This is a genomic window from Burkholderia glumae LMG 2196 = ATCC 33617 (assembly GCF_000960995.1).
Classification (GTDB): domain Bacteria; phylum Pseudomonadota; class Gammaproteobacteria; order Burkholderiales; family Burkholderiaceae; genus Burkholderia; species Burkholderia glumae.
On sequence record NZ_CP009435.1, the window covers coordinates 2,909,503 to 2,929,688 of the forward strand.

General features: G+C 70.8%; 18 protein-coding genes. 4 read left to right on the forward strand and 14 right to left on the reverse strand.

Annotation, left to right across the window (positions count from 1 at the left end):
* Window positions 1-2: 2 nt before the first annotated feature.
* From araG to KS03_RS25570, 6 genes are all read right to left on the reverse strand, one after another.
* Complete coding sequence (araG, locus tag KS03_RS25545) at window positions 3-1,544, reverse strand: L-arabinose ABC transporter ATP-binding protein AraG (RefSeq protein ID WP_015875805.1); 1,542 nt, start codon at window positions 1,542-1,544, stop codon at window positions 3-5.
* A gap of 36 nt (window positions 1,545-1,580) precedes the next feature.
* Entirely contained in the window at window positions 1,581-2,585 is a 1,005-nt protein-coding gene (locus tag KS03_RS25550) for an arabinose ABC transporter substrate-binding protein (RefSeq protein WP_015875806.1), read from the reverse strand.
* Between the two features lie 43 nt (window positions 2,586-2,628).
* The gene (locus tag KS03_RS25555; RefSeq protein ID WP_015875807.1) at window positions 2,629-3,567 is read right to left on the reverse strand and encodes a Gfo/Idh/MocA family protein; all 939 of its coding nucleotides are present in this window, start codon (window positions 3,565-3,567) and stop codon (window positions 2,629-2,631) included.
* A 12-nt stretch (window positions 3,568-3,579) separates the two neighbouring features.
* On the reverse strand, window positions 3,580-4,509 hold the full coding sequence (locus tag KS03_RS25560; RefSeq protein WP_015875808.1) for a dihydrodipicolinate synthase family protein: 930 nt from the start codon (window positions 4,507-4,509) through the stop codon (window positions 3,580-3,582).
* 56 nt (window positions 4,510-4,565) lie between these two features.
* The gene (locus tag KS03_RS25565) at window positions 4,566-5,912 is read right to left on the reverse strand and encodes an MFS transporter (protein WP_015875809.1); all 1,347 of its coding nucleotides are present in this window, start codon (window positions 5,910-5,912) and stop codon (window positions 4,566-4,568) included.
* Window positions 5,913-6,007: 95 nt separating this feature from the next.
* The gene (locus KS03_RS25570) at window positions 6,008-7,759 is read right to left on the reverse strand and encodes an IlvD/Edd family dehydratase (protein WP_015875810.1); all 1,752 of its coding nucleotides are present in this window, start codon (window positions 7,757-7,759) and stop codon (window positions 6,008-6,010) included.
* A gap of 117 nt (window positions 7,760-7,876) precedes the next feature.
* Here KS03_RS25570 and KS03_RS25575 point away from each other — a divergent pair, with 117 nt between their 5' ends.
* Window positions 7,877-8,833, forward strand: coding sequence for a LysR substrate-binding domain-containing protein (locus KS03_RS25575; RefSeq protein ID WP_015875811.1), 957 nt, complete (start codon window positions 7,877-7,879; stop codon window positions 8,831-8,833).
* A gap of 109 nt (window positions 8,834-8,942) precedes the next feature.
* Here KS03_RS25575 and KS03_RS25580 read toward each other — a convergent pair whose 3' ends face one another.
* The 3 genes from KS03_RS25580 to KS03_RS25590 form a co-directional block, all read right to left on the reverse strand.
* Window positions 8,943-9,410 (reverse strand): hypothetical protein, encoded by a 468-nt coding sequence (locus tag KS03_RS25580; RefSeq protein ID WP_015875812.1) that lies wholly within the window; start codon window positions 9,408-9,410, stop codon window positions 8,943-8,945.
* Window positions 9,411-9,685: 275 nt separating this feature from the next.
* The gene (locus tag KS03_RS25585; RefSeq protein ID WP_015875813.1) at window positions 9,686-10,873 is read right to left on the reverse strand and encodes an amidohydrolase family protein; all 1,188 of its coding nucleotides are present in this window, start codon (window positions 10,871-10,873) and stop codon (window positions 9,686-9,688) included.
* Window positions 10,874-10,952: 79 nt separating this feature from the next.
* Entirely contained in the window at window positions 10,953-11,666 is a 714-nt protein-coding gene (locus KS03_RS25590) for a FadR/GntR family transcriptional regulator (RefSeq protein WP_015875814.1), read from the reverse strand.
* Window positions 11,667-11,885: 219 nt separating this feature from the next.
* Here KS03_RS25590 and KS03_RS25595 point away from each other — a divergent pair, with 219 nt between their 5' ends.
* Genes KS03_RS25595 through KS03_RS25605 form a run of 3 tightly spaced genes read left to right on the forward strand, consistent with a single transcriptional unit; the run spans window position 11,886 to window position 14,805 of the window.
* Entirely contained in the window at window positions 11,886-12,698 is an 813-nt protein-coding gene (locus KS03_RS25595; protein WP_015875815.1) for a (Fe-S)-binding protein, read from the forward strand.
* The gene (locus KS03_RS25600) at window positions 12,695-14,176 is read left to right on the forward strand and encodes a lactate utilization protein B (protein WP_015875816.1); all 1,482 of its coding nucleotides are present in this window, start codon (window positions 12,695-12,697) and stop codon (window positions 14,174-14,176) included. Before KS03_RS25595 ends, KS03_RS25600 begins: the two co-directional genes overlap by 4 nt.
* Window positions 14,173-14,805, forward strand: coding sequence for a LutC/YkgG family protein (locus KS03_RS25605; protein WP_015875817.1), 633 nt, complete (start codon window positions 14,173-14,175; stop codon window positions 14,803-14,805). The genes KS03_RS25600 and KS03_RS25605 overlap by 4 nt, the downstream gene beginning before the upstream one ends.
* Window positions 14,806-14,811: 6 nt before the next feature.
* Here KS03_RS25605 and KS03_RS25610 read toward each other — a convergent pair whose 3' ends face one another.
* The 5 genes from KS03_RS25610 to KS03_RS25630 form a co-directional block, all read right to left on the reverse strand.
* Window positions 14,812-15,558, reverse strand: coding sequence for a FadR/GntR family transcriptional regulator (locus KS03_RS25610; RefSeq protein WP_015875818.1), 747 nt, complete (start codon window positions 15,556-15,558; stop codon window positions 14,812-14,814).
* A 139-nt stretch (window positions 15,559-15,697) separates the two neighbouring features.
* Entirely contained in the window at window positions 15,698-16,945 is a 1,248-nt protein-coding gene (gene fucP, locus KS03_RS25615; RefSeq protein WP_015875819.1) for an L-fucose:H+ symporter permease, read from the reverse strand.
* Window positions 16,946-17,012: 67 nt separating this feature from the next.
* Window positions 17,013-17,351 (reverse strand): L-rhamnose mutarotase, encoded by a 339-nt coding sequence (locus KS03_RS25620; RefSeq protein ID WP_015875820.1) that lies wholly within the window; start codon window positions 17,349-17,351, stop codon window positions 17,013-17,015.
* 87 nt (window positions 17,352-17,438) lie between these two features.
* Complete coding sequence (locus tag KS03_RS25625; protein WP_015875821.1) at window positions 17,439-18,215, reverse strand: SDR family oxidoreductase; 777 nt, start codon at window positions 18,213-18,215, stop codon at window positions 17,439-17,441.
* A 69-nt stretch (window positions 18,216-18,284) separates the two neighbouring features.
* A complete protein-coding gene (locus KS03_RS25630) occupies window positions 18,285-19,589 on the reverse strand; it encodes an L-fuconate dehydratase (RefSeq protein ID WP_015875822.1) in 1,305 nt (434 codons plus the stop codon).
* Between the last annotated feature and the right edge of the window lie 597 nt (window positions 19,590-20,186).

Here is a 20,186-nt window from a genome sequence, read left to right on the forward strand (position 1 = left end):
GCTCAGCGCGGCAGCGCGAGCTTGATCAGTTCGTCGGGCGAGGCCTCGGCCTTCGGCACGCTGCCGACGATGCGCCCCTCGCGCATCACCACGATGCGGTCGGCCACGCCGATCACCTCGGCCAGATCGCTCGATACCATCACCACCGCGCGCCCGGCCTCGGCCAGGTCGTACAGCAGGTGGTAGATCTCGGCGCGCGCGCCCACGTCGATGCCGCGCGTGGGCTCGTCCATCAGGAACACCTCGATGCGCTCGGCCAGCCAGCGCGACAGGATCACCTTCTGCTGGTTGCCGCCCGAGAGCGTGCCGATCGCGGTATCGCCGTTGCGCGTCTTGATCGCGAGCTTGCGGATGTACTCCTGCGCGAGTTCGCGCTCGCGCCTTTCGTTGAGCAGGAAGCGCGCGGGGCTGAAATGGCGCCGCGCGCTGATGTTCAGGTTGTCGGCCACCGACGCGATCGCGACGATGCCCTCCTGCTTGCGGTCCTCTGGGCACAGCGCGATGCCGGCGCGCACCGCGTCGCGCGGGCTCGCGAAGTTCATGCGCCGGCCGCCCAGCTCGACGTGCCCGGCGCTCGCGCGCACCGCGCCGTAGATCAGCTTCATCAGCTCGGAGCGCCCCGCGCCCACCAGTCCGAAGAAGCCCACGATCTCGCCGCGCCGCGCCGTAAACGACAAGGGCTCGGCCAGGCCCGGCCCCATCAGCCCCTTCGCCTCGAGCAGCACCTCGCCCGTCGCGCGCGGCCGGTAGCCGTACACGTCGGCGATCGAGCGCCCCACCATCGCCGCGATCAGGCGGTTGCGATCGAGGTCGGCCACCGAGTCGAAGGTCTCGATGCGGCGGCCGTCGCGGAACACCGTGACGCGGTCGCACAACGCATCGACCTCGTCCATGCGGTGCGTGACGTAGATGATCGCGCGCCCGTCGGCACGCAGCGCGTCGATGATGCGAAACAGGTTCTTGGTCTCGCGCGCCGACAGCGAACTGGTGGGCTCGTCGAACGCGATCACGCGCGCGTCGCGCATCAGCGCCTTGCCGATCTCGATCATCTGGCGCTGGCCGATCGAGAGATCCTTCACCGGCGTGCGCGGATCGATGCGCTCGCCGAGCCGTTGCAGTTCGTCGGTGGCGCGCTTGACGAGCGCGCGCTCGTCGAGCACGCCGAGGCGGTTCGGCAGTTGCCCGAGCATCAGGTTTTCCGCCACCGTCAGCTCGGGTACGAGATGCAGCTCCTGGTAGATGATCGCGATGCCGGCATCGATCGCCGCGCGCGTGGTGGCGAAGCGGCGCTCGACGCCGGCCAGCCGCAGCGTGCCTTCCTGCGGCTGGTTCAGGCCCGACAGCACCTTCAGCAGCGTGGACTTGCCGGCGCCGTTCTCGCCCATCAGGCCGTGTACCTCGCCCGCGCGCACCGCGAGCGAGACCTGATCGAGCGCGCGCACGCCCGGAAAGCTGACGGTGATGCCGTCGAGCTCCAGGTAGGGGCGCGCGGCGTCGCCGCCTGCCGGGGCCGGGCCCGCGTCCGTCATGAGTTGATCAGTCATTGCATGCCGCCTGTCGGTCGCCTCGTTGCATCATCCTCAGATCCCGAGTTCGGCGCGCACCGCCTTCCAGTTCTCGCGCGTCATCAGCGTGCCGGTGGTCTGGGTGTCGAGCGGCGGCTGCTTGCCGGTGCGGATCCAGTTCACCAGGTTCTGTGCGCTTTGCTTGCCGTGGTTGGTCGAGCTCACGGCGATGGTGCCGTAGAAGCCGGTCGGCTGGGTCTTCTGGAACTCGGCGAAGGCCTCGCCGGCACCGTTGATGCCCACCCCGATCACGTCGGCGCTCGGCACGTGCAGCTGCTCGGTGGCGCGCACGGCGCCCAGCACCGATTCCTCGTTCAGCGCGAAGATCACCCACTTGTGGATGTTCGGATGCTGGGCGAGCACCGGCGAGGCCGCGTTGAAGCCGCCTTCGTCGTCGGTGGTCTTCTGCGGCGCGTCGAAGATGTTCTGCTTGAGGAAGCCGCCGGCCAGCAGCGACTGGGTCGCGCCGTCGGTGCGCAGCTTGGCGGTGGGCAGCTCGTAGTCGGTGATGCGCAGCGCGCCGACTTCCTCGGGCTTCCAGCCGCGCTTCTTCATCTCGTCGATGATCGCCTGGCCGACCTGGTTGCCGATCTTGAACGCGGACATGCCGAGGTGCGGCACGTTCGGCAGCGGCTTGCCGGACGAATCGACGAGCTGGTCGTCCACCGTCACGAACTTCATGTTGTACTGCTTGGCGCGGCGCTCGATGGCCGGCCCGAGGCGCACGTCGGGCGCGCAGATCACGAAGCCCTTGGCGCCTTGCGCGCCGAGGTTGTCGATCGCGGCCAGCACCTTCTCGCCGTCGGGCGTGCCGATGTTGACGACCGAGAAGTTCTCCTTCTGGCCGAGCGCGGTGGCCGCCTTCTGCTCGTTGATGAACCATGCCTGCTCGGGCATCTTGACCAGGAAGCCGATCTTCAGGGGCGCCTCGGCGCTGGCCGTGCCGGCGAAGCCGAGCGGCGCGGCGCACATGGCTGCGAGCAGGACGCGCAGGGTCAGGCGGCGGGTGTTGCGAATCATGTTTCTGTCTCCTCGGTTATGGTGATGATCGAGGCCGGGCCGTTCAGTGACCGAACGGCTCGACCTCGACGTGCTTGCCCAGCATGAATGCGTCGGCCACGAGCCGCAGCGGGCTCACGTCGACGTCGTCGGTGCCATGGCCGATCAGCCAGTGGAACCGCTCGTAGAGCGAGGCGTATTCGCGCTCGGCATCGAGCGCGACCGCCTCGCCGGCAATCGTCAGGCGCTTGCCGCCCTCGGCGATCGACAGCCGTCCGTCGGCGGTGTCGACATCGATCTCCCATTGCTCGACCGGGCCGTGGCGCCAGTCGAATTCGGCGCGCACCGGCGCGCCGGCCGCGTCCACGCAGTCCAGCTCGGCGGCGATCGGCGTCGCGCAGTCGGCCGGCACGTGCAGCGTGGCCGCGCGCAGCAGCACCGGGTTCGGCAGGATCTGCGTGACGATCGACAGCGCGTTGATGCCCGGATCGAACACGCCGAGGCCGCCCGCCTCCCAGATCCACTGCTGCCCGGGATGCCAGCGCCGCACGTCCTCCTTCCAGCGCACCTGCACCTCGCGCACCTCGCGTCCGGCCAGCCAGGCGCGGGCCGGCTCCACCGCGCTCGCATGGCGCGAATGCCAGGTGGCGAACAGCGTGCGGTTGTGCTGGCGCGCCAGCGCGCGCAGCGCCTCCACCTCGCTCACGCCGGCGCCGGGCGGCTTTTCGAGCATCACGTGCTTGCCGGCCAGCAGCGCGGCGCGCGCCTGCTCGTAGCGGACCTGCGGCGGGGCACACAGCGAGACGGCGTGAAGGCCCGGCTCGGCGGCCAGCAGCGCCGCGAGATCGGGGTAGTTGCGCACCGCCTCGACCTGCGCGTTACGGCTCGCGGCGGCCACCAGCTGGAAGCCCGGATTGGTGGCGATGGCGGGCAGGTGCTGGTCGCGCGCGATCTTGCCGACGCCGACGATGCCGAGGGTATAGGTAGTCGTGTTGATGGTCATGGTCCGTGGATCTCACTTGCCCCAGCGCAGCACGAGCGGGTCGAGCCGGCGCGCGATCGCGAGCAGCTCGGCGCGCGTGTCCGGATGGATGGCCGGCAGCGGATGGCGCGGCAGCTCGCAGTCGATCACGCCGCCCTCCTTCATCAGCGCCTTGCAGGCCAGCAGGCCGGCCTGGCGGTTCTCGTGGTTGATGAGCGGCAGCCACTGCTGGTACAGCGCGTAGGCGTCGTCGGCGCGGCCCTCGCGATGCGCCGCCAGGATCGGCCGGATGCCGTCCGGATAGCCGCCGCCCGTCATCGCGCCGGTCGCGCCGGCGTTCAGGTCGGCCAGCAGCGTGATCGCCTCCTCGCCGTCCCACGGCCCTTCCACGGCATCGCCGCCCAGCCGGATCAGCTCGCGCAGCTTGTTGGCCGCGCCCGGCGTCTCGATCTTGAAGTAGGCCACCTGCTCGACCTCGCGCGCGAGCTTCGCGAGGAACGGCGCGGACAGCACCGTGCCGCTCGCGGGCGCGTCCTGGATCATGATCGGGATGTCGATCGCGTCCGACACGCGCGCGTAGAACTCCTGGATCGCCGGCTCCGGCACGCGGAACGTCGCGCCGTGGTAGGGCGGCATGATCATCACCATGGCCGCGCCCTGCTCCTGCGCGCGCCGGCTGCGCGCCGCGCAGATGCCGGTGCCGTAGTGGGTGGTGGTGACGATCACCGGCACGCGGCCGGCCACGTGCTCGAGCACGGTGCGCGTGATCAGCTCGCGCTCGTCGTCAGCGAGCGAGAACTGCTCGGAGAAGTTCGCGAGGATGCACAGGCCGTCCGAGCCGGCGTCGATCATGAAATCGACGGCGCGCTTCTGGCTCGCCAGATCCAGCTCGCCGGTCTCGGTGAAGGTGGTCGGCACGACGGGGAAAACGCCGCGGTAGCGGGGGGAGCGACTCGTATTCATGGTGTCCTTCGGTCCTGCCTGGATAGCGTCGATAAACGGATCATGCGGAAGCGGCGTCACGGCTGGCGCGCGAGCGCGCCGTCGCGCTCGTCGCGCGGCGGCCTGGCCAGCGCGGCGCGCACGACGAACGTCATCAGCACCGCGAACAGCAGCGTCGCCGCGAGGAAATAGAGGCCGGCCGCGAGGCTGCCGGTGGCGTCCTTGATCAGGCCCACGCCGTAGGGGCCGAAATAGCCGCCCAGGTTGGCCAGCGAGTTGATCGTCGCGATCCCCACGGCCGCGCTCGGCCCGCTCAGGAACTCGCCCGGCAGCGCCCAGACCACGGTCTGGATCGAGTAGAGCGAGAACGCGGTCAGGCTCAGCAGCAGCAGTTGCAGGGCCGGCGCGTGGACCCACGCGCTCGCGGCCAGCGTCAGGCCGCCCGCGGTGGTGACCACCACGATGTGGCCGTAGCGCTCGCGGCGGCGGTCCGAGTGGCGCGGCACGATCAGCAGGCCGGCCACCGCGAACAGGTACGGCACGGCCGACAGCCAGCCCGCCGTGGCATCGCTCACGCCGAAGCCCTTGATGATGGTGGGCAGCCACAGCGACAGCCCGTAGATGCTGATCGGGAACGGCAGGTACAGCGCGGCCAGCAGCAGCACGCGGCGGTCCTTCAGGGCGCTGAGCGCATTGCGATGCGGGTCGAGCGCGTGGCTGCGCTGGTCGGCGGCCAGCTCGCGCTCGATCCAGCGGCGCTCGGTCTCGCCGAGCCAGCGCGCCTGGGCCGGCGATTCGGGCAGCACGCGCAGCGTCGGCACGCTGAGCAGCACCGCCGGCAGCCCGGTGGCGATGAACAGCAACTGCCAGTTGGCGAGGCCGAACAGGCCGTGCGTTTCCAGCAGCGCACCGGCCAGCGGCCCGGTGACGATGCCGGCGACCGGCTGCGCGAGCACCAGCAGGCCGATCACGCCGGCGCGATGGCGCATCGGGAACCATTGCGTGAGGAAATAGAGGATGCCGGGAAAGAGGCCCGCCTCGGCCGCGCCGAGCAGGAAGCGCAGCGCGTAGAAGCTGTGCGGGCCGCTGACCCAGGCCATCGCCATGGTGATCACGCCCCACGTAAACAGGATGCGCGCGAACCAGACGCGCGCGCCGTAGCGCGACAGCGCCAGGTTGCTCGGCACCTCGCAGAGGAAATAGCCGACGAAGAACAGCCCCGCGCCGAGCCCATAGGCGGCGTCGCTCAGGCCCACGGCCGCGTTCATGTGCAGCTTGGCGAAGCCCACCACGGTGCGATCCACATAGGCCACCACGTAGATCAGCGCGAGGAACGGCACCAGCCGCCGGGCGATATGGCCGACGATCTGCCGCTCCTGCGCGCCTTCGGTGGCACCGGCATGCCCGTCCTGCGAATTCGTCATCGTGTCTCCTTGAACCTTGCCGGCGGTGCCGGTGGCCGCGGCGCGCGGCCGGCACCGCCGGCAAGCACGCGGCGGCCGCGGCCGCGGCCGGTCCGTCAGTGCGAGTGGCGCGGCACCTCGGCGCCGCGCATGCCGACCAGGAAGTCGAGGTCGCACCCCTCGTCGGCCTGCAGCACGTGATCGACATAGAGCCGGGCGTAGCCGCCGCGGCCGGCCTGCTCGGCCACGCCCGGCGCGGCGCTCGGATCGACGTCGCGCAGGCGCCGAGCCAGTTCCTCGTCGCTGATGTCCAGATGCAGCCGTCCCGCCTCGCAGTCGAGCTCGATCCAGTCGCCGTTGCGCACCGCCGCGAGCGGTCCGCCCGCGGCCGCTTCCGGCGCCACGTGCAGCACCACCGTGCCGTAGGCCGTGCCGCTCATGCGTGCGTCGGAGATCCGCACCATGTCCTTCACGCCCTGGCGCAACAGCTTCGGCGGCAGGCCCATGTTGCCGACCTCGGCCATGCCGGGGTAGCCGCGCGGGCCGCAGTTCTTCATCACCAGGATCGAATCCTTGTCCACCTCCAGCGACTCGTCGCCGATGGTCGCCTTGTAGTGATCGAAGTTCTCGAACACCACCGCGCGGCCGCGGTGCTTGAGCAGCTCCGGCGTGGCGGCCGAGGGCTTGAGCACGGCGCCGCGCGGCGCGAGGTTGCCGCGCAGGATGCAGATGCCGCCGTCGGCGATCAGCGGCCGGTCCAGCGGCCGGATCACTTCCTCGTCGTAGTTCGGCGCCTCGCGCACGTTGTCCCAGATCGATTTGCCGTTCACCGTCAGCGCGTCCGGATGCGGCAGCAGCTGCGCCTCGCCGAGGCGGCGCAGCACCGCCGGCAGGCCGCCCGCGTAGTAGAACTCCTCCATCAGGAAGCGGCCCGACGGCTGCAGGTCCACCAGCGTCGGCGTGTTGCGGCCGATGCGCATCCAGTCTTCCAGTTCCAGCGGCACGCCGATGCGGCCCGCGATCGCCTTCAGGTGGATCACCGCGTTGGTCGAGCCGCCGATCGCCGCGTTGGTGCGGATCGCGTTCTCGAACGCGGCGCGCGTGAGCACCTTCGAGAGCTTCAGATCCTCCAGCGCCATCTGCACGATGCGGCTGCCCGACAGATGGGCGAGCACGTAGCGGCGCGCGTCCACGGCCGGAATCGCCGCGTTGTGCGGCAGCGTCACGCCGAGCGCCTCGGCCATGCAGGCCATCGTCGAGGCCGTGCCCATGGTGTTGCAGGTGCCGGCCGAGCGCGACATGCCCGCCTCCGCCGACAGGAAATGATGCAGATCGATCTCGCCGGCCTTCAGCGATTCGTGCAGGCGCCACACCGCCGTGCCCGAGCCGATGTCCTTGCCCTCGAGCTTGCCGTTCAGCATCGGGCCGCCGCTCACCACGATGGCCGGCACGTCGCAGCTGGCCGCGCCCATCAGCAGCGCCGGGGTGGTCTTGTCGCAACCGGCCAGCAGCACCACCGCGTCCACCGGGTTGCCGCGGATCGCCTCTTCCACGTCCATGCTCGCCAGGTTGCGCGTGAGCATCGCGGTCGGGCGCAGGTTCGACTCGCCGTTCGAGAACACCGGGAATTCGACCGGGAAGCCGCCGGCCTCGTACACGCCGCGCTTGACGTGCTCGGCGAGCTTGCGGAAGTGCGCGTTGCAGGGCGTCAGCTCCGACCAGGTGTTGCAGATGCCGATGATCGGCCTGCCGTCGAACTCATGGTCGGGAATACCCTGATTCTTCATCCAGCTTCGATACATGAAGCCGTTCTTGTCCGTGGTGCCGAACCATTGTTGGGATCGCAGCTTCGGTTTGCTTGCCGACATCGTTTGCCTTGCGGTGGCTAGATTTGCGTGCAGTCTATTAACAAAGTTGATAACGTACTAATGAAAAGTTGGACGTCTCACATATCGATCTCCGTATCGGTGCAAATACTTAATTTCATGCTTGATTCGAACCCCTGGTACATCCGCACGCGCCTGAAGACACGGCAGCTGCTGCTCGTGGTGGCGCTCGCCGAGGAAGGCAACATCCACCGCGCGGCGGCCGCGCTGAGCATGACGCAGCCGGCCGCCTCGAAACTGCTGCGCGAACTGGAGGAGATGCTCGGCACGGTATTGTTCGAGCGCATGCCGCGCGGCGTGAAGCCGACGCTGTACGGCGACGCGCTGATCCGCCATGCGCGCGCCGCGCTCGGCAGCCTGGAGCAGGCGCAGGAGGAACTGAGCGCGCTGAAGGCGGGACGCCTCGGGCATGTGGCGGTGGGCGCGATCACCTCGCCCGGCGTGCGCCTGCTGCCGGCCGCGGTGGCGGACCTGAAGCGGCGCCACGCCGACATCCGCATCTCGGTGGAGATCGACACCAGCAACGTGCTGCTCGAACGCCTGGCGCAGGACAAGCTCGACATCGTGATCGGCCGGCTCTCGCCCGAGCACGACAAGCGCCAGCTGCGCTACGAAACGCTGGCCGGCGAGCTGGTGCGTGCCGTGGTGCGGCGCGGGCATCCGCTGCTGGCCGACGCGCCCAGCGCGCTGGAGGAGCTGCGGCGCCACGCCTGGATCGTGCCGCCGGCCGGCAGCGTGCTGCGCCACCGCTTCGAGCTGATGTTCCAGCGTGCCAGCCTCGCGCCGCCGTCGAGCGTGGTGGAGACGCCCGCGCTGCTGTTCATCACGCGCCTGCTCGAGAAGAGCGACATGATCGCGGTGCTGGCCGAGGACGTGGCCGACTATTACGCCGGGCACGGCATGGTGGAGATCCTGCCGCTGCCGATGGAATGCCGGATGGACGACTTCGGGCTCATCACGCCGGCCGAGAAGCTGCTCTCGCCGGCCGCCGCGCTGATGATCGAGGCGCTGCGCGCCGCCGGCCGCGAGACTTACGCGGCGCCCGCCGGCGCCTGAGCCAGCGGGCCGGCCGCTGCGATCCGATGATCCGATGGGCGCGGCCCGCCGCCGGCCGGATTCAGCGCCTCGATCAGCCCCCTGCCGAGCGGGTAGCCGCGCGCCTGTTTCAGGCGCCGCCGGCTCCGGGGCCTGCCGCCGGCGGCGCCTCGTGCAGGCGCTGCAAGAACACCTTCAAGCCTTCCAGCAGCGGCGTCACCGCCTGCCATAGCGCCTCGTCGTGCAGCAGCCGGTAGGCGCCCGTCACGCCGGGCGCCGCGTCGCGGTGGTCGGCCGGCCGCCAGTTCGCGACGTGGTTCACGGCATCGGTGGCCGCGAACGCGAAGCGGCCGAGCTGGTCGGCGGGAATCCGCGACAGCGCCGTCAACAGCACCGCGAGGTTCTGCATGCCGGCCTGGACCTCGGGCTGGCTCAGGCCGCCGAGCATCTCCGCGACCTGGCTGTTGGCATCGACGAAGTCGTGCGCCACGCGCAGGAAGCCGCGCCGGTGCAGGCTGTCGAGCAGCTTGCCGAGGGCGTCGTGTGCCTCGGGGGCCGCGTGCGACGCGGCGGCTGGGCTAGCGGGAGGTTCGATCATGGGCGGCTCCGGGCGCTCGTGAATGAGCCCCCATTCCAGCAGCGATCCGGCTTCGGCGCCCGGCCCGCCGGCGCGGGCGGCCTGCTTCCCGCCCCACCCCGAGCGGCGCAGCGAGCCCGCCCCGCGATCGCTCGCCGGGCCCGCTGCGCCGCCCCGCGCGCGATCCGCCCAGGCGCGCCCGGCAAGCCCGGCGGTGCACGCGTGCGGCGCGCGCCGCACCACGAAGCAGGCGCCATGCCCGCCATCGCGCGGCCCGCCGCGGGGCCGCGCGGCGCTCAATCGAGCAGGCTGCCGTCGCGCGCCACCACGCGCCCCGCCGCCACCACCAGCCGCCGCGGCGGCCGTGCCGCGACCGCCTCGGCCGGCGTGTCGGCCTGCACCAGCACCAGATCGGCGCGCGCTCCCGGCACCAGCCCGTAGTCGGCGAACCCGCAGCCGCGTGCGGCCGAGCCGGTCACGCAGTCGAGCGCGACGGCCAGCTCGTCGTCGCGGCGCAGGTTGTAGCGCATGCCGATCAGCATCGCGCGTTCGAGCATGTCGGGGCGTCCGTAGGGGGTCCAGGTATCGCGAATCCCGTCGTTGCCGCCGGCCACCGTCACGCCGGCCGCACGGCAGGCCATCAGCGGCGGCACCTCGACGTCGGGCGGCGCGCTGGTGACGAGCGCCACCTCGAGCGCGGCCATCCGCGCCAGCAGCGCGTCGCGCGCGGGCGGGTCGATGCCGCCGAGACAGAAGCCGTGGCTGACGGCCACGCGAGCGCGCATGCCGAGCGCGGCGGTGCGATCGAGGATCGCGCCGAGCGACGCGGCGCCCATCGCCGCGCGCTCGTGCAGATGCAGGTCGAGCCGCTTGCCGTGCCGCTCGGCCAGCCCGAACAGCAAGTCGAGCGCGGCCGTCCGGTCGCCCTCGATCGCGCATGGATCGAGCCCGCCCAGGCAATCGGCGCCCGCGCGCAAGGCCGCGTCGAGCAGCGCCGCCGTGCCGGGACGGGCCAGCACGCCCGACTGCGGGAACGCCACGATCTGCATCTCCAGCGTGCCGCGCAACGCCTCGCGCGTGGCCAGCACGCCCTCCAGATGCTTGAGCCCGGCCTCGGTGTCGACGTCCACGTGGGTGCGCAGCCGCGTGGTGCCGGCCGCGAGGAAGGCGCGCGCCAGCGCGAGCGACTGGCGGCCCGCGTGGTGGCCGCTCGTCGCGCGCCAGCGGCGCTCGAATTCGATCCGGTCGACCAGCCGCGGCCCCACCTCGTTGCGAAACCACGGCAGGCCCCAGTGCGTCTTGTCCAGATGCGTGTGCGCCTCGACGAGGCCCGGCAGCGCGAGCGCCCCGCCGCCGTCCTCCACCGTGCAGCCGGGCGGCGCGTCGAGCGCGGGGGCGAGCGCGGCGAAGCGCTCGCCGTCGATGCGGATGTCGGCGCTGGCGCCGCTCGCGAGCCGGACGTTGCGGATCAGCAGGGAACTCATGGCGTCATCGGATCGGTGAACGTGGACGTGGATCGGGCAAGCGACGGCGCCGCCGGATGCGCTCGCAGGCGGGCGTGGCTCATAGCATCGTCACCGGCAGCTCCGGTTCGAGCCGCTGCCAGACGAAGCCGATGTGTTCGAGCATCAGCCGCCGCGCGTCCTCGGGCCGGCGCGCGCGGATCGCCTCCCAGAGCGCCAGATGCTGCCCGAGCAGTTGCCCGGAGGCCTGCTCGAGCAGCGCGACGAGCCGCGTGTTGTTGAGCGAGATGTGGGTATGCAGCATCTTCGCGAGGCTGGCCTGCAGGTGCCGCAGCATCGCGTTGTGCGAGGCGCTCGCGAGCGCCGCGTGGAAGTCGCCGTCGAGCCGGGAGCCGCCCGCATGGTCGCCGGCGCGATGCGCGACGGCCATCGCGTCGGTGACGGCCTCGATCCGCGCGAGATCCTCGTCGGTGGCGCGTATCGCGGCCAGATAGGCGGTGGTGCCTTCCAGCATCAGCCGGAATTCGAGCATGTCGGGGCGCAGCTCGGGATGCTCGCTGACGAGCTGCCGCCATGGCGAGATGAGCCCGGTCTGGAGCCGGTCCGACACGTAGAAGCCCGACATCGGCCGGCTCGCCAGCAGCCCTCGCGCGACGAGCCGCTGCAACGCGGTGCGCACGGTCGAGCGCGCCGCGCCCATCGCCTCGGCCAGCTTGCGCTCGCCCGGAATCCGCTGGCCGGGCGCCCAAGCGCCCTCGATCAGCTGGGTTTCGATCTCGCGCACGATCCGCTCGGTCTGGTTGAGGGTTTTCATCAGAAGAATGTCATGGGAAGCGGTGCCGGTCGGGGCGCATAAACTGGTCGTACCAGTTTGCCGGAATGTCGCACCGCTGTCGATCATGGCGGCCATCGGTTGACGGCGCCCGGCGAGGCGGCGGCAGCCGCCGCCCGCGGCCGCCCCGCGCGGCGGGCACGACCCCGACGGCACCGGCTCCCCCCGGCGGTGCCCGCTTCCCCCCCGCTGGAGATGCAAATGAAGGTAGCCCTGTTCGTCCCGTGCTTCATCGATGCGCTATACCCGGAAGTCGCCGTCGCGACGCTGGAACTGCTGGAAAAACTCGGCCTCGAGGTCGATTACCCGCGCCGCCAGACCTGCTGCGGCCAGCCGCTCGCCAACAACGGCTGCGAGGCCGACGCGGCCGGCACCGAGGCGCTGTTCGTCGAGAACTTCGCCGGCTACGACTACGTGGTCGGACCATCCTCGAGCTGCGTGCACCACGTGCGCCGGCACCTGACGGCGGTCGGCGAATCGCCGAAGGTGGCCGCGGTGCGCGCCAGCGCCTACGAGCTGACCGAGTTCCTGCACGATGTGCTGGGCGTGCGCGAGTTCCCCTGGGCCGCGTTCCCGCACACGGTCGGGCTGCACGAGAGCTGCAGCGCGATCCGCCATCTCCACGCGGCCTCGGCCAGCGAGATTCCCGGCGAGTCCTGGTCGAAGGCGCGCACGCTGCTCGCGGGCGTGCGCGGGATCCGCTTCGCCGCGCCGCGCCGGCCCGACGAGTGCTGCGGCTTCGGCGGCACGTTCTCGGTGACCGAGCAGGCCGTGTCGGTGCGCATGGGCCGGGACAAGGTGCGCGACCATCACGAGGCCGGCGCCGAATTCATCGTCTCGGCCGACATGTCCTGCCTGATGCACCAGCAGGGCTGCGCCGCGCGCGAGCAGCGGCCGGTGCGCTTCCTGCACCTCGCGCAGGTGCTCAACGGCCTCGACGCCGCGCAGCTGGCCGCGCCGGCCCCGCGCGGCAGGCCCGCCGCCCGCGGCGGCCGCACGGAGGCACGCGCATGAACAAGACGATGCCAGTCGATCACGCGAAGGCCGCCGAGGCGTTCCTCGCCAAGACCGAACACGTCGCCTTCCACGACCGCCGCCTCTGGGACCTGCGCATGAAACGCGACGCGCAGGCCGCCTCGATCGACGAATGGGAAACGCTGCGCCTGCTCGCCTCGCAGATCAAGGAGCACACGCTCTCGCGCCTGGCCGACTATCTCGGGCAGTTCGCCTCGCAGGCCGAGGCCAACGGCGTGCAGGTCCACTGGGCGCTCGACGCGGCCGAGCACAACCGGGTGGTGCACGGCATCCTCGCCTCGCACGGCGCGACCACGCTGGTCAAGAGCAAGTCGATGCTGACCGACGAGTGCGAGCTGCGCGAATACCTCGCCGCGCGCGGCGTGGAGGTGATGGAGACCGACCTCGGCGAGCGCATCCAGCAGCTCGACCACCAGCCGCCCTCGCACGTGGTGGTGCCGGCCGTCCACAAGCTGCGCGGCGACGTGGCCGAACTGTTCGGCCGCACGCTGGGCACCGATCCCGCCAACGACGACATCCACTACCTGGCCGAGAGCCAGCGCGTCACCACGCGCCCGGCCTTCCTCACGGCCGGCGCGGGCATGACGGGCTGCAACTTCGCGGTGGCCGAGACCGGCACCGTGGTGGTCTGCACCAACGAAGGCAATGCCGACCTCTCGGCCAACGTGCCGCCCGTGCATATCGTCTCGATCGGCATCGAGAAGCTGATCCCGCGCATCGCCGATCTGGGCGTGTTCATCCGGCTGCTCTCGCGCAGCGCGCTGGGCTCGCCGATCACGCAGTACACCTCGCACTTCCGCCGCCCCCGGCCGGGCACCGAACTGCATTACGTGATCGTCGACAACGGCCGCTCGGCGCGGCTCGCGATGGACGATTTCTGGTACTCGCTCAAGTGCATCCGCTGCGGCGCCTGCATGAACACCTGCCCCGTGTACCGGCGCAGCAGCGGGCTGTCCTACGGCAGCACCTACGCCGGGCCGATCGGCGCGATCCTCAACCCGGCCTACGACCTGAAGCGCTTCAGCACGCTGCCGTTCGCCTCCACCATGAACGGCAGCTGCAGCAACGTCTGCCCGGTGAAGATCAACATCCACGAGCAGCTCTACAAGTGGCGGCAGGTGGTGGCCGAGGAAGGCGAGCTGCCGCGCGTGAAGCGCGGGCTCATCAAGGTGGCGGGCAAGCTGCTCGCGAACCCGGCGCTGTACCGCGCCTCGGTGCGCTCGCTGCAGGGCGCCCTGCACCGGCTGCCGAACCTCGTGCTCTACAACCCGCTCAACACCTGGAGCAAGGGCCGCGAGCTGCCCGACGCGCCGCGCGAGACGTTTCGCGACTGGTACGAGGCGCATCGCGGCAAGGGCGCGCCGCAGGCGTCGGCCCCGGCAGCCTCGCGCCTTCCAACCACGGGCGCCGACGGCGGTCGCCCCGCCACCGCGAATCACGACAAGGAATCGACATGAACACGTCCCGCGAGGAATTCCTGCTGCGCGTGCGCGCGGCGCAGCGCATCGCCGTGCGCCACGACGACGACGGCCCCGCCCCCGACGATCCGCACCCGCTGCCGGCGCTGCCGCGCTTCGCGACGCCGGCCGGCGCGCGCCTCGAGCGCTTCTGCGCGAATCTGGCCACGATGGGCGGCCGCCATGCGGCGCCGGCCTCCCACGCCGAGCTGCCCGCCTGGTTCGCCGCGCAGTTCCCCGGCCACACGCCGCTCACCGCCACCCCCGAGCTGAGGGCCGCCGAGCTGCTCGACCCGGCCCGCCCGCCCGCCTCGCTGCACGAGGTGGAAGTGGGCGTGGTGCGGGCGCGCTACGGCGTGGCCGAAACCGGCTCGGTCTGGCTGTCGGAGGAGGAATACCGCGTCAACGCGCTCGGCTATCTGGTCCAGCATCTGGTGGTGCTGCTCGATCCGGCCGACATCGTCGACGGACTGCAGGACCTCTATCGCCTCGGCGACTTCCACCACGCGAACTACGCCGCGCTCGTGACCGGCCCCTCGGCAACGGCCGACATCGAGGGCGTGCTGATCCAGGGCGCCCAGGGCGTGCGTTCGCTGACGGTGCTGCTGCTGGCGCGGCCCGCCGCCTGAGCCGCGCTAGGCCGACTGCCGCGAGAAGATCCGGATCACCGAGTTCAGATGCGTGAGCATCGCGCGCCGCGCGCCCTTTGCGTCGCGCGATGCCAGCGCGTCGAGGATCGCGCGATGCTCGAGCTCGGAGCGATGCGGCATGTCACGCGGCGTATAGAGCCGCTGCAGGCGCTGGAACAGCGGATCGTAGCGATGCGCGAGCATCTGCCGGATCATCATCGCGTAGGCATCGTTGCCGCTCGCCTCGGCGATGCGGATATGGAACAGGCGGTCGCCGGGATGGGTGGTCGAGCCGCGGCGGTTGTCCTGCTGGTTGCGCAGGAACGCCTCGCGGATCGCGTCGAGCTGCGCGTCGGACGCATTGACGGCCGCGAGGCCGGCCGCCTCCGGCTCGATCAGCTTGCGCGCCTGCAGCAGCGAGAACGGCGCGATCTCCGCGTCGGGATCGATCTCGATGCCGAGTTCGGGATCCACCTCGAGCCGGCTCGCACGCGGCAGCTCCGGCGTCTGCGCCGCGGCCGGGCGCGGGCGCACCGAGACGCCGTCGCCGACCCGCACCGACACCAGGCCGACCACCTCCAGCGCGATCAGCGCCTCGCGCACCGAGGTACGCGAGACGCCGAACTGCGCCGCCAGCTCGCGCTCGGGCGGCAGGTAGCTGCCCGGCGGAAAGCCTCCCGATTCGATCATCGCGCGCAGCTGGTCGGCGATCTGCTGGTAGAGACGGCGGTTCTGGATGGGCTGGATCGGCATGCTGGCGCGGGCGAGGAGCATCGGATTGGAAAGCGTTCGCCGCCCGCCGCCGGCCGGGCGGGCGAACGTGAACCGGACGGCGATTCTAACCTGTTGGCGCAGGCTGCCGAGCGCGCCCGGCAGCCTGCCGCCGCGCGGCTCACGCGCCGGCCACGCGGCTGCCGCGCCAGCCGTACCACGCCACGATCGCGAAGCACAGGAGCGGCAGCAGATAGGCCGCGCCCACCCCCGCGCCGTCGGCCACGCGTCCCATCGCATACGGCATGATCGCGCCGCCGACGACCGACATCACCTGGTACGACGCCCCGCGCTTGGTCTGCGGCCCGAGGTCCTTCACGCCGAGCGCGAAGATGGTCGGAAACATGATCGACATGAAGAAGAACATGGCGATCAGCGCCAGCACCGAGACCACCGGGATGCCGGCCAGCACCACCGCGCTCAGCGCCACGTTGGCGAGTGCGTAGACGCTCAGCAGCGCGGCGGGCGAGATTCGCCCCATCAGCGCGGTGCTGACGAAGCGCCCGGCCATGAACAGCAACAGCGCCACCGACAGCAGGAACGAGGCGCGCTGGGCGCTCAGCGCCGGCCAGTGGACGATCGCATAGTTGATGAAGAACGCGCCCACGCCCACCTGCGCGGCCACGTAGAAGAACTGCGCGGCGATCCCGCCGACGAAGTGCGGGCGCGACCAGAGCGAGGCGCCGGCCGCGCGCTGCGCGGGCGAGGCGGCTTGGCGGATGTCGGGCATCGGGGTGCGCGCGATCAGCAGCGCGAGCAATACCACCACCACCGCGATCACCACGTAGGTCACCCGTACCGAACCGAGCCCGGCCTCGGCGCTCTCGCCCGGCGAAGCCGCCTGGAAGAAGAACGCGCCGCCGATCAGCGGCCCGAGGAAGCTGCCCAGCCCGTTGAACGACTGCGAGAGGTTGAGCCGGCGCTCGGCGGTCTCGGGCGCGCCGAGTTCGGTCACGTAGGGGTTCGCGGCGGTCTCGAGGCAGCCCAGCCCGGCGGCGATCACGAACAGCGCGAACAGGAAGAACGGAAAGCTCGCCGCCGCCGAGGCCGGAATGAACAGCAGCGCGCCGATCGCGTAGAGCGTGAGGCCGAGCAGGATGCCGCGCTTGTAGCCGAAGCGCTCCATCAGCAGCGCGGCCGGTATCGCCATCACGAAGTAGGCGCCGAAATAGGCGCCCTGCAGCAGGCCGGACTCCGCCTTGCTGACATGCAGCACGTCCTGGAAATGCTTGTTGAGCACGTCGAGCAGCCCATACGACAGGCCCCACATGAAAAAGAGGCTCGTCACCAGCAGCAACGCGGTGCGCCAGTCGCGCCTGCGTTCGGTCGTGCCGGCCGGCGCCGCGCCGGCCCTCGATACCTGTTGCATGTTGCCTGTCTCCTTGCTGATCCGTTCCGGTCGATTGCCGTGCCGGCCGCGCGCGCGGCGCGCCGCGTCACTGCTGCGCGAGATCGAAGATGCGCACCATCGGCGTCCACTTCGTGCCGGGCTCGCTCCACGGCGTCGGCTGCTGGAAGGTGTCCATCAGCGCCTCCCACTCCACCACCTTGGGATCGGCCAGGCTCGCGGCCCGCATCCGCTCGGCATCGAACACGGCGTCGTCGGTCTCCATCACCATCGTGAGCCGGTTGCCGATCCGGTAGATCTCCATCGCGGTCACGCCCTGCCCGCGCAGATGCGCCGCGATCTGCGGCCAGATCCGCTGGTGGTGCGCTTCGTAGCGCGCGATCGATTCCGGGTCGTCCTTCAGGTCCAGCGCCAGGCATTGCCGCATCGGGTGTCCTCCAGGTTGGGCCGCGCGTCACGAAGCGCGGCGTTGCAAGGGTCAAGGGTGGCGTTGCATGACGCCAGGTTCGGCACCTCAGCCGAGCGCGCGGTCGAGGTGGGTATAGCCGCCGTCCACGAACAGCCACTGGCCGGTGGTGTGCGCCGCGCGCGCCGACAGCAGGAACACGGCGGTGGCGGCGATCTCGTCGGCGCTCGTCATGCGCTTGCCGAGCGGGATGCGCTGCGTGATCGCGGCGAGCTTGGCGGCCGGATCGTCGAAGCTCGCCAGCCACGATTCGTAGAGCGGCGTCATCACCTCGGCCGGCACCACCGCGTTGACGCGCACGCCATGCGGCGCCAGCGAGGCGGCCCATTCCCGCGTGAGCGAGAGCACCGCGCCCTTGGCCGCGCAATAGCCGCTGGTGCCGCCCTGGCCGGTCAGCGCCGTCTTCGACGAGAGGTTGACGATCGCGCCGCGGCTCGCCTTCAGGTGCGGCTCGCAATGATGCGCCATCGCGTAATAATGGATCAGGTTGCGTTCCAGCGAGGCGACGAAGGCCGCGCGGCCCGCGCCGAGGCCGACGTTGTCGTTGACGCCGGCGTTGTTGACGAGCGCGTCGATGCGGCCGAACTCGGCGAGCGCGGCGGCCACGGCGGCCTCGCACTGCGCGTCGTCGAGCAGGTCGGCGCGCACGAAGCGCGTGCGCGCTTGCAGCGCGCGCACCTCGGCCGCGAACGCGTCGCCGGGCGCGTTGCGGTCGAGCACGACCGGGATCGCGCGTTCGGCGGCCAGCGCGCGCGTGATCGCGCCGCCGATGCCGGCCGCGCCGCCCGTGACCAGCACGACCTTGTCTTCGAGATCGAGATTCAACTGGGTGCCTCCGTGAATGCGCTGCCCGATGCGTTCAGGTGCGTCGGGTTCCGGGACGGTGCCGCCGGATCAGGCCGAGGCGGCGCTCGCCCCGGGCTTGCCGCGAAAGCGGTATCGTTCGAGCGACTCGGGCTTCATCTCGATCGAGAAGCCGGGCGCCGTCGGCGGCAGGTAGGCCGCGTCGCGCACCACGCACGGCGCCAGGAAATGCTCGTGCAGGTGGTCCACGTACTCGATCACGCGGCCCTCGCGGGTGCCGGCGATGCACACGTAATCGATCATCGACAGATGCTGCACGTACTCGCACAGCCCCACGCCGCCCGCGTGCGGGCACACCGGCAGGCCGTGCTTGGCCGCCATCAGCATCACCGCCAGGATCTCGTTGACGCCGCCCAGCCGGCACGCATCGATCTGCACCACGTCGATCGCGCCGCGCATGATGAACTGCTTGAACAGCACGCGGTTCTGGCACATCTCGCCCGTGGCCACCCGCACCGGGGCGATCGCCTCGCGGATCTTGCGATGGCCCTCCACGTCGTCGGGGCTGGTCGGCTCCTCGATGAACCACGGCTTGGCGAACGCCAGCTCGCGCACCCAGTCGATCGCCTCGCCCACCTCCCACACCTGGTTCGCGTCGATCATCAACTGGCGGTCCGGGCCGATCACCTCGCGCGCGATCGTCACGCGGCGGATGTCGTCCTGGAGATTGGCGCCCACCTTCAGCTTGACGTGGCGGAAGCCGGCGTCCACCGCTTCCTGGCAGAGACGGCGCAGCTTGTCGTCGCCGTAGCCGAGCCAGCCGGCCGAGGTGGTGTAGCACGGGTAGCCTTCGCGCTCGAGCGTGGCGATCCGTTCGGCCTTGCCGGGCGCCTGGCGCTGCAGCAGCGCCAGCGCCTCGTCGCGCGTGAGGCCGTCGGTGAGATAGCGGAAATCGATGCAGCGCACCAGCTGTTCCGGCGTCATGTCGGCCACGAGGCGCCACAGCGGCTTGCCCTCGGCCTTGGCCCAGAGGTCCCAGGCGGCATTGACCACGGCGCCGGTGGCGAGATGGATGGCGCCCTTGTCGGGGCCGATCCAGCGCAGCTGGCTGTCGGAGGTCAGGTGTCGCCAGAAGCGGCCCATGTCCTCGCGGATCCAGTCGAGATCGAGGCCCACCACCAGGTGGCGCATCGCCTCGATCGCGGCACAGCAGATTTCGTTGCCGCGGCCGATGGTGAAGGTCAGGCCGTGGCCGGCCAGGCCGTCGTGATCGGTGTCGAGGATCACGTAGGCGGCCGAGTAGTCGGGATCGGGGTTCATCGCGTCGGAACCGTCGAGCCGTTGCGAGGTCGGAAAGCGCACGTCGAGGACGCGCATCGAGCGAATGATGGGCATGGTGAGCGGTCGTGGATCGGTTGGCGTGCTGCGTCGTTCGGATGGCAATCGGCGCCGGCACGCGAACCCCGGGTTCGGCGCGGGCGCTTCGATTGGTTTAATGGTCCAGCCAATTGAAGGGCATCATACGACGTTCGGCGCGGTGCAGGGCTTCGGGTTTTCCCGGGCGGCGGCTTGCCCCACCGTGCCGGCCTCGGCCGGCGGCCGCGGCGTTCGGTGAGGCTGCGGGAAGCGGCACGCGCCGCGGCCGACCGGCCGCACGCCGGGCACCGGGCAGCCTGCACGGCGGCTTGCGCAAGTCGGTGGCAGCAAATTGCTTGGTAATCCGTATCAATCGCGCGGGCACCCGGCGCTGCCGTCGGCACCGCTCCTGATGCGCCGCCGGCCGGGCCGACCCGCCACCTGCCGCCGCGGCTCGCCTGACGGCCCGGTTTCATTTTGCCTGCCCTCGCGCGGCGCCGCTTCATGGCGGGGGCGCACCGAAATGAAAATATCGCCGCCATCCTCTCATTTCACGACACGATTACGCGCCGGATTCAAACGGACATTTCAATCTGCAAGCATATTTTTCTTTATCGATTTTTGAATCGGAAAAAA

Excerpts from the sequence above, each read along its gene's own strand:
- araG (WP_015875805.1), bottom strand. The coding sequence starts at position 1,544 with ATGACTGATCAACTCATGACGGACGCGGGCCCGGCCCCGGCAGGCGGC.
- KS03_RS25550 (WP_015875806.1), bottom strand. The coding sequence starts at position 2,585 with ATGATTCGCAACACCCGCCGCCTGACCCTGCGCGTCCTGCTCGCAGCC.
- KS03_RS25555 (WP_015875807.1), bottom strand. The coding sequence starts at position 3,567 with ATGACCATCAACACGACTACCTATACCCTCGGCATCGTCGGCGTCGGC.
- KS03_RS25560 (WP_015875808.1), bottom strand. The coding sequence starts at position 4,509 with ATGAATACGAGTCGCTCCCCCCGCTACCGCGGCGTTTTCCCCGTCGTG.
- KS03_RS25565 (WP_015875809.1), bottom strand. The coding sequence starts at position 5,912 with ATGACGAATTCGCAGGACGGGCATGCCGGTGCCACCGAAGGCGCGCAG.
- KS03_RS25570 (WP_015875810.1), bottom strand. The coding sequence starts at position 7,759 with ATGTCGGCAAGCAAACCGAAGCTGCGATCCCAACAATGGTTCGGCACC.
- KS03_RS25575 (WP_015875811.1), top strand. The coding sequence starts at position 7,877 with ATGCTTGATTCGAACCCCTGGTACATCCGCACGCGCCTGAAGACACGG.
- KS03_RS25580 (WP_015875812.1), bottom strand. The coding sequence starts at position 9,410 with ATGATCGAACCTCCCGCTAGCCCAGCCGCCGCGTCGCACGCGGCCCCC.
- KS03_RS25585 (WP_015875813.1), bottom strand. The coding sequence starts at position 10,873 with ATGAGTTCCCTGCTGATCCGCAACGTCCGGCTCGCGAGCGGCGCCAGC.
- KS03_RS25590 (WP_015875814.1), bottom strand. The coding sequence starts at position 11,666 with ATGAAAACCCTCAACCAGACCGAGCGGATCGTGCGCGAGATCGAAACC.
- KS03_RS25595 (WP_015875815.1), top strand. The coding sequence starts at position 11,886 with ATGAAGGTAGCCCTGTTCGTCCCGTGCTTCATCGATGCGCTATACCCG.
- KS03_RS25600 (WP_015875816.1), top strand. The coding sequence starts at position 12,695 with ATGAACAAGACGATGCCAGTCGATCACGCGAAGGCCGCCGAGGCGTTC.
- KS03_RS25605 (WP_015875817.1), top strand. The coding sequence starts at position 14,173 with ATGAACACGTCCCGCGAGGAATTCCTGCTGCGCGTGCGCGCGGCGCAG.
- KS03_RS25610 (WP_015875818.1), bottom strand. The coding sequence starts at position 15,558 with ATGCCGATCCAGCCCATCCAGAACCGCCGTCTCTACCAGCAGATCGCC.
- fucP (WP_015875819.1), bottom strand. The coding sequence starts at position 16,945 with ATGCAACAGGTATCGAGGGCCGGCGCGGCGCCGGCCGGCACGACCGAA.
- KS03_RS25620 (WP_015875820.1), bottom strand. The coding sequence starts at position 17,351 with ATGCGGCAATGCCTGGCGCTGGACCTGAAGGACGACCCGGAATCGATC.
- KS03_RS25630 (WP_015875822.1), bottom strand. The coding sequence starts at position 19,589 with ATGCCCATCATTCGCTCGATGCGCGTCCTCGACGTGCGCTTTCCGACC.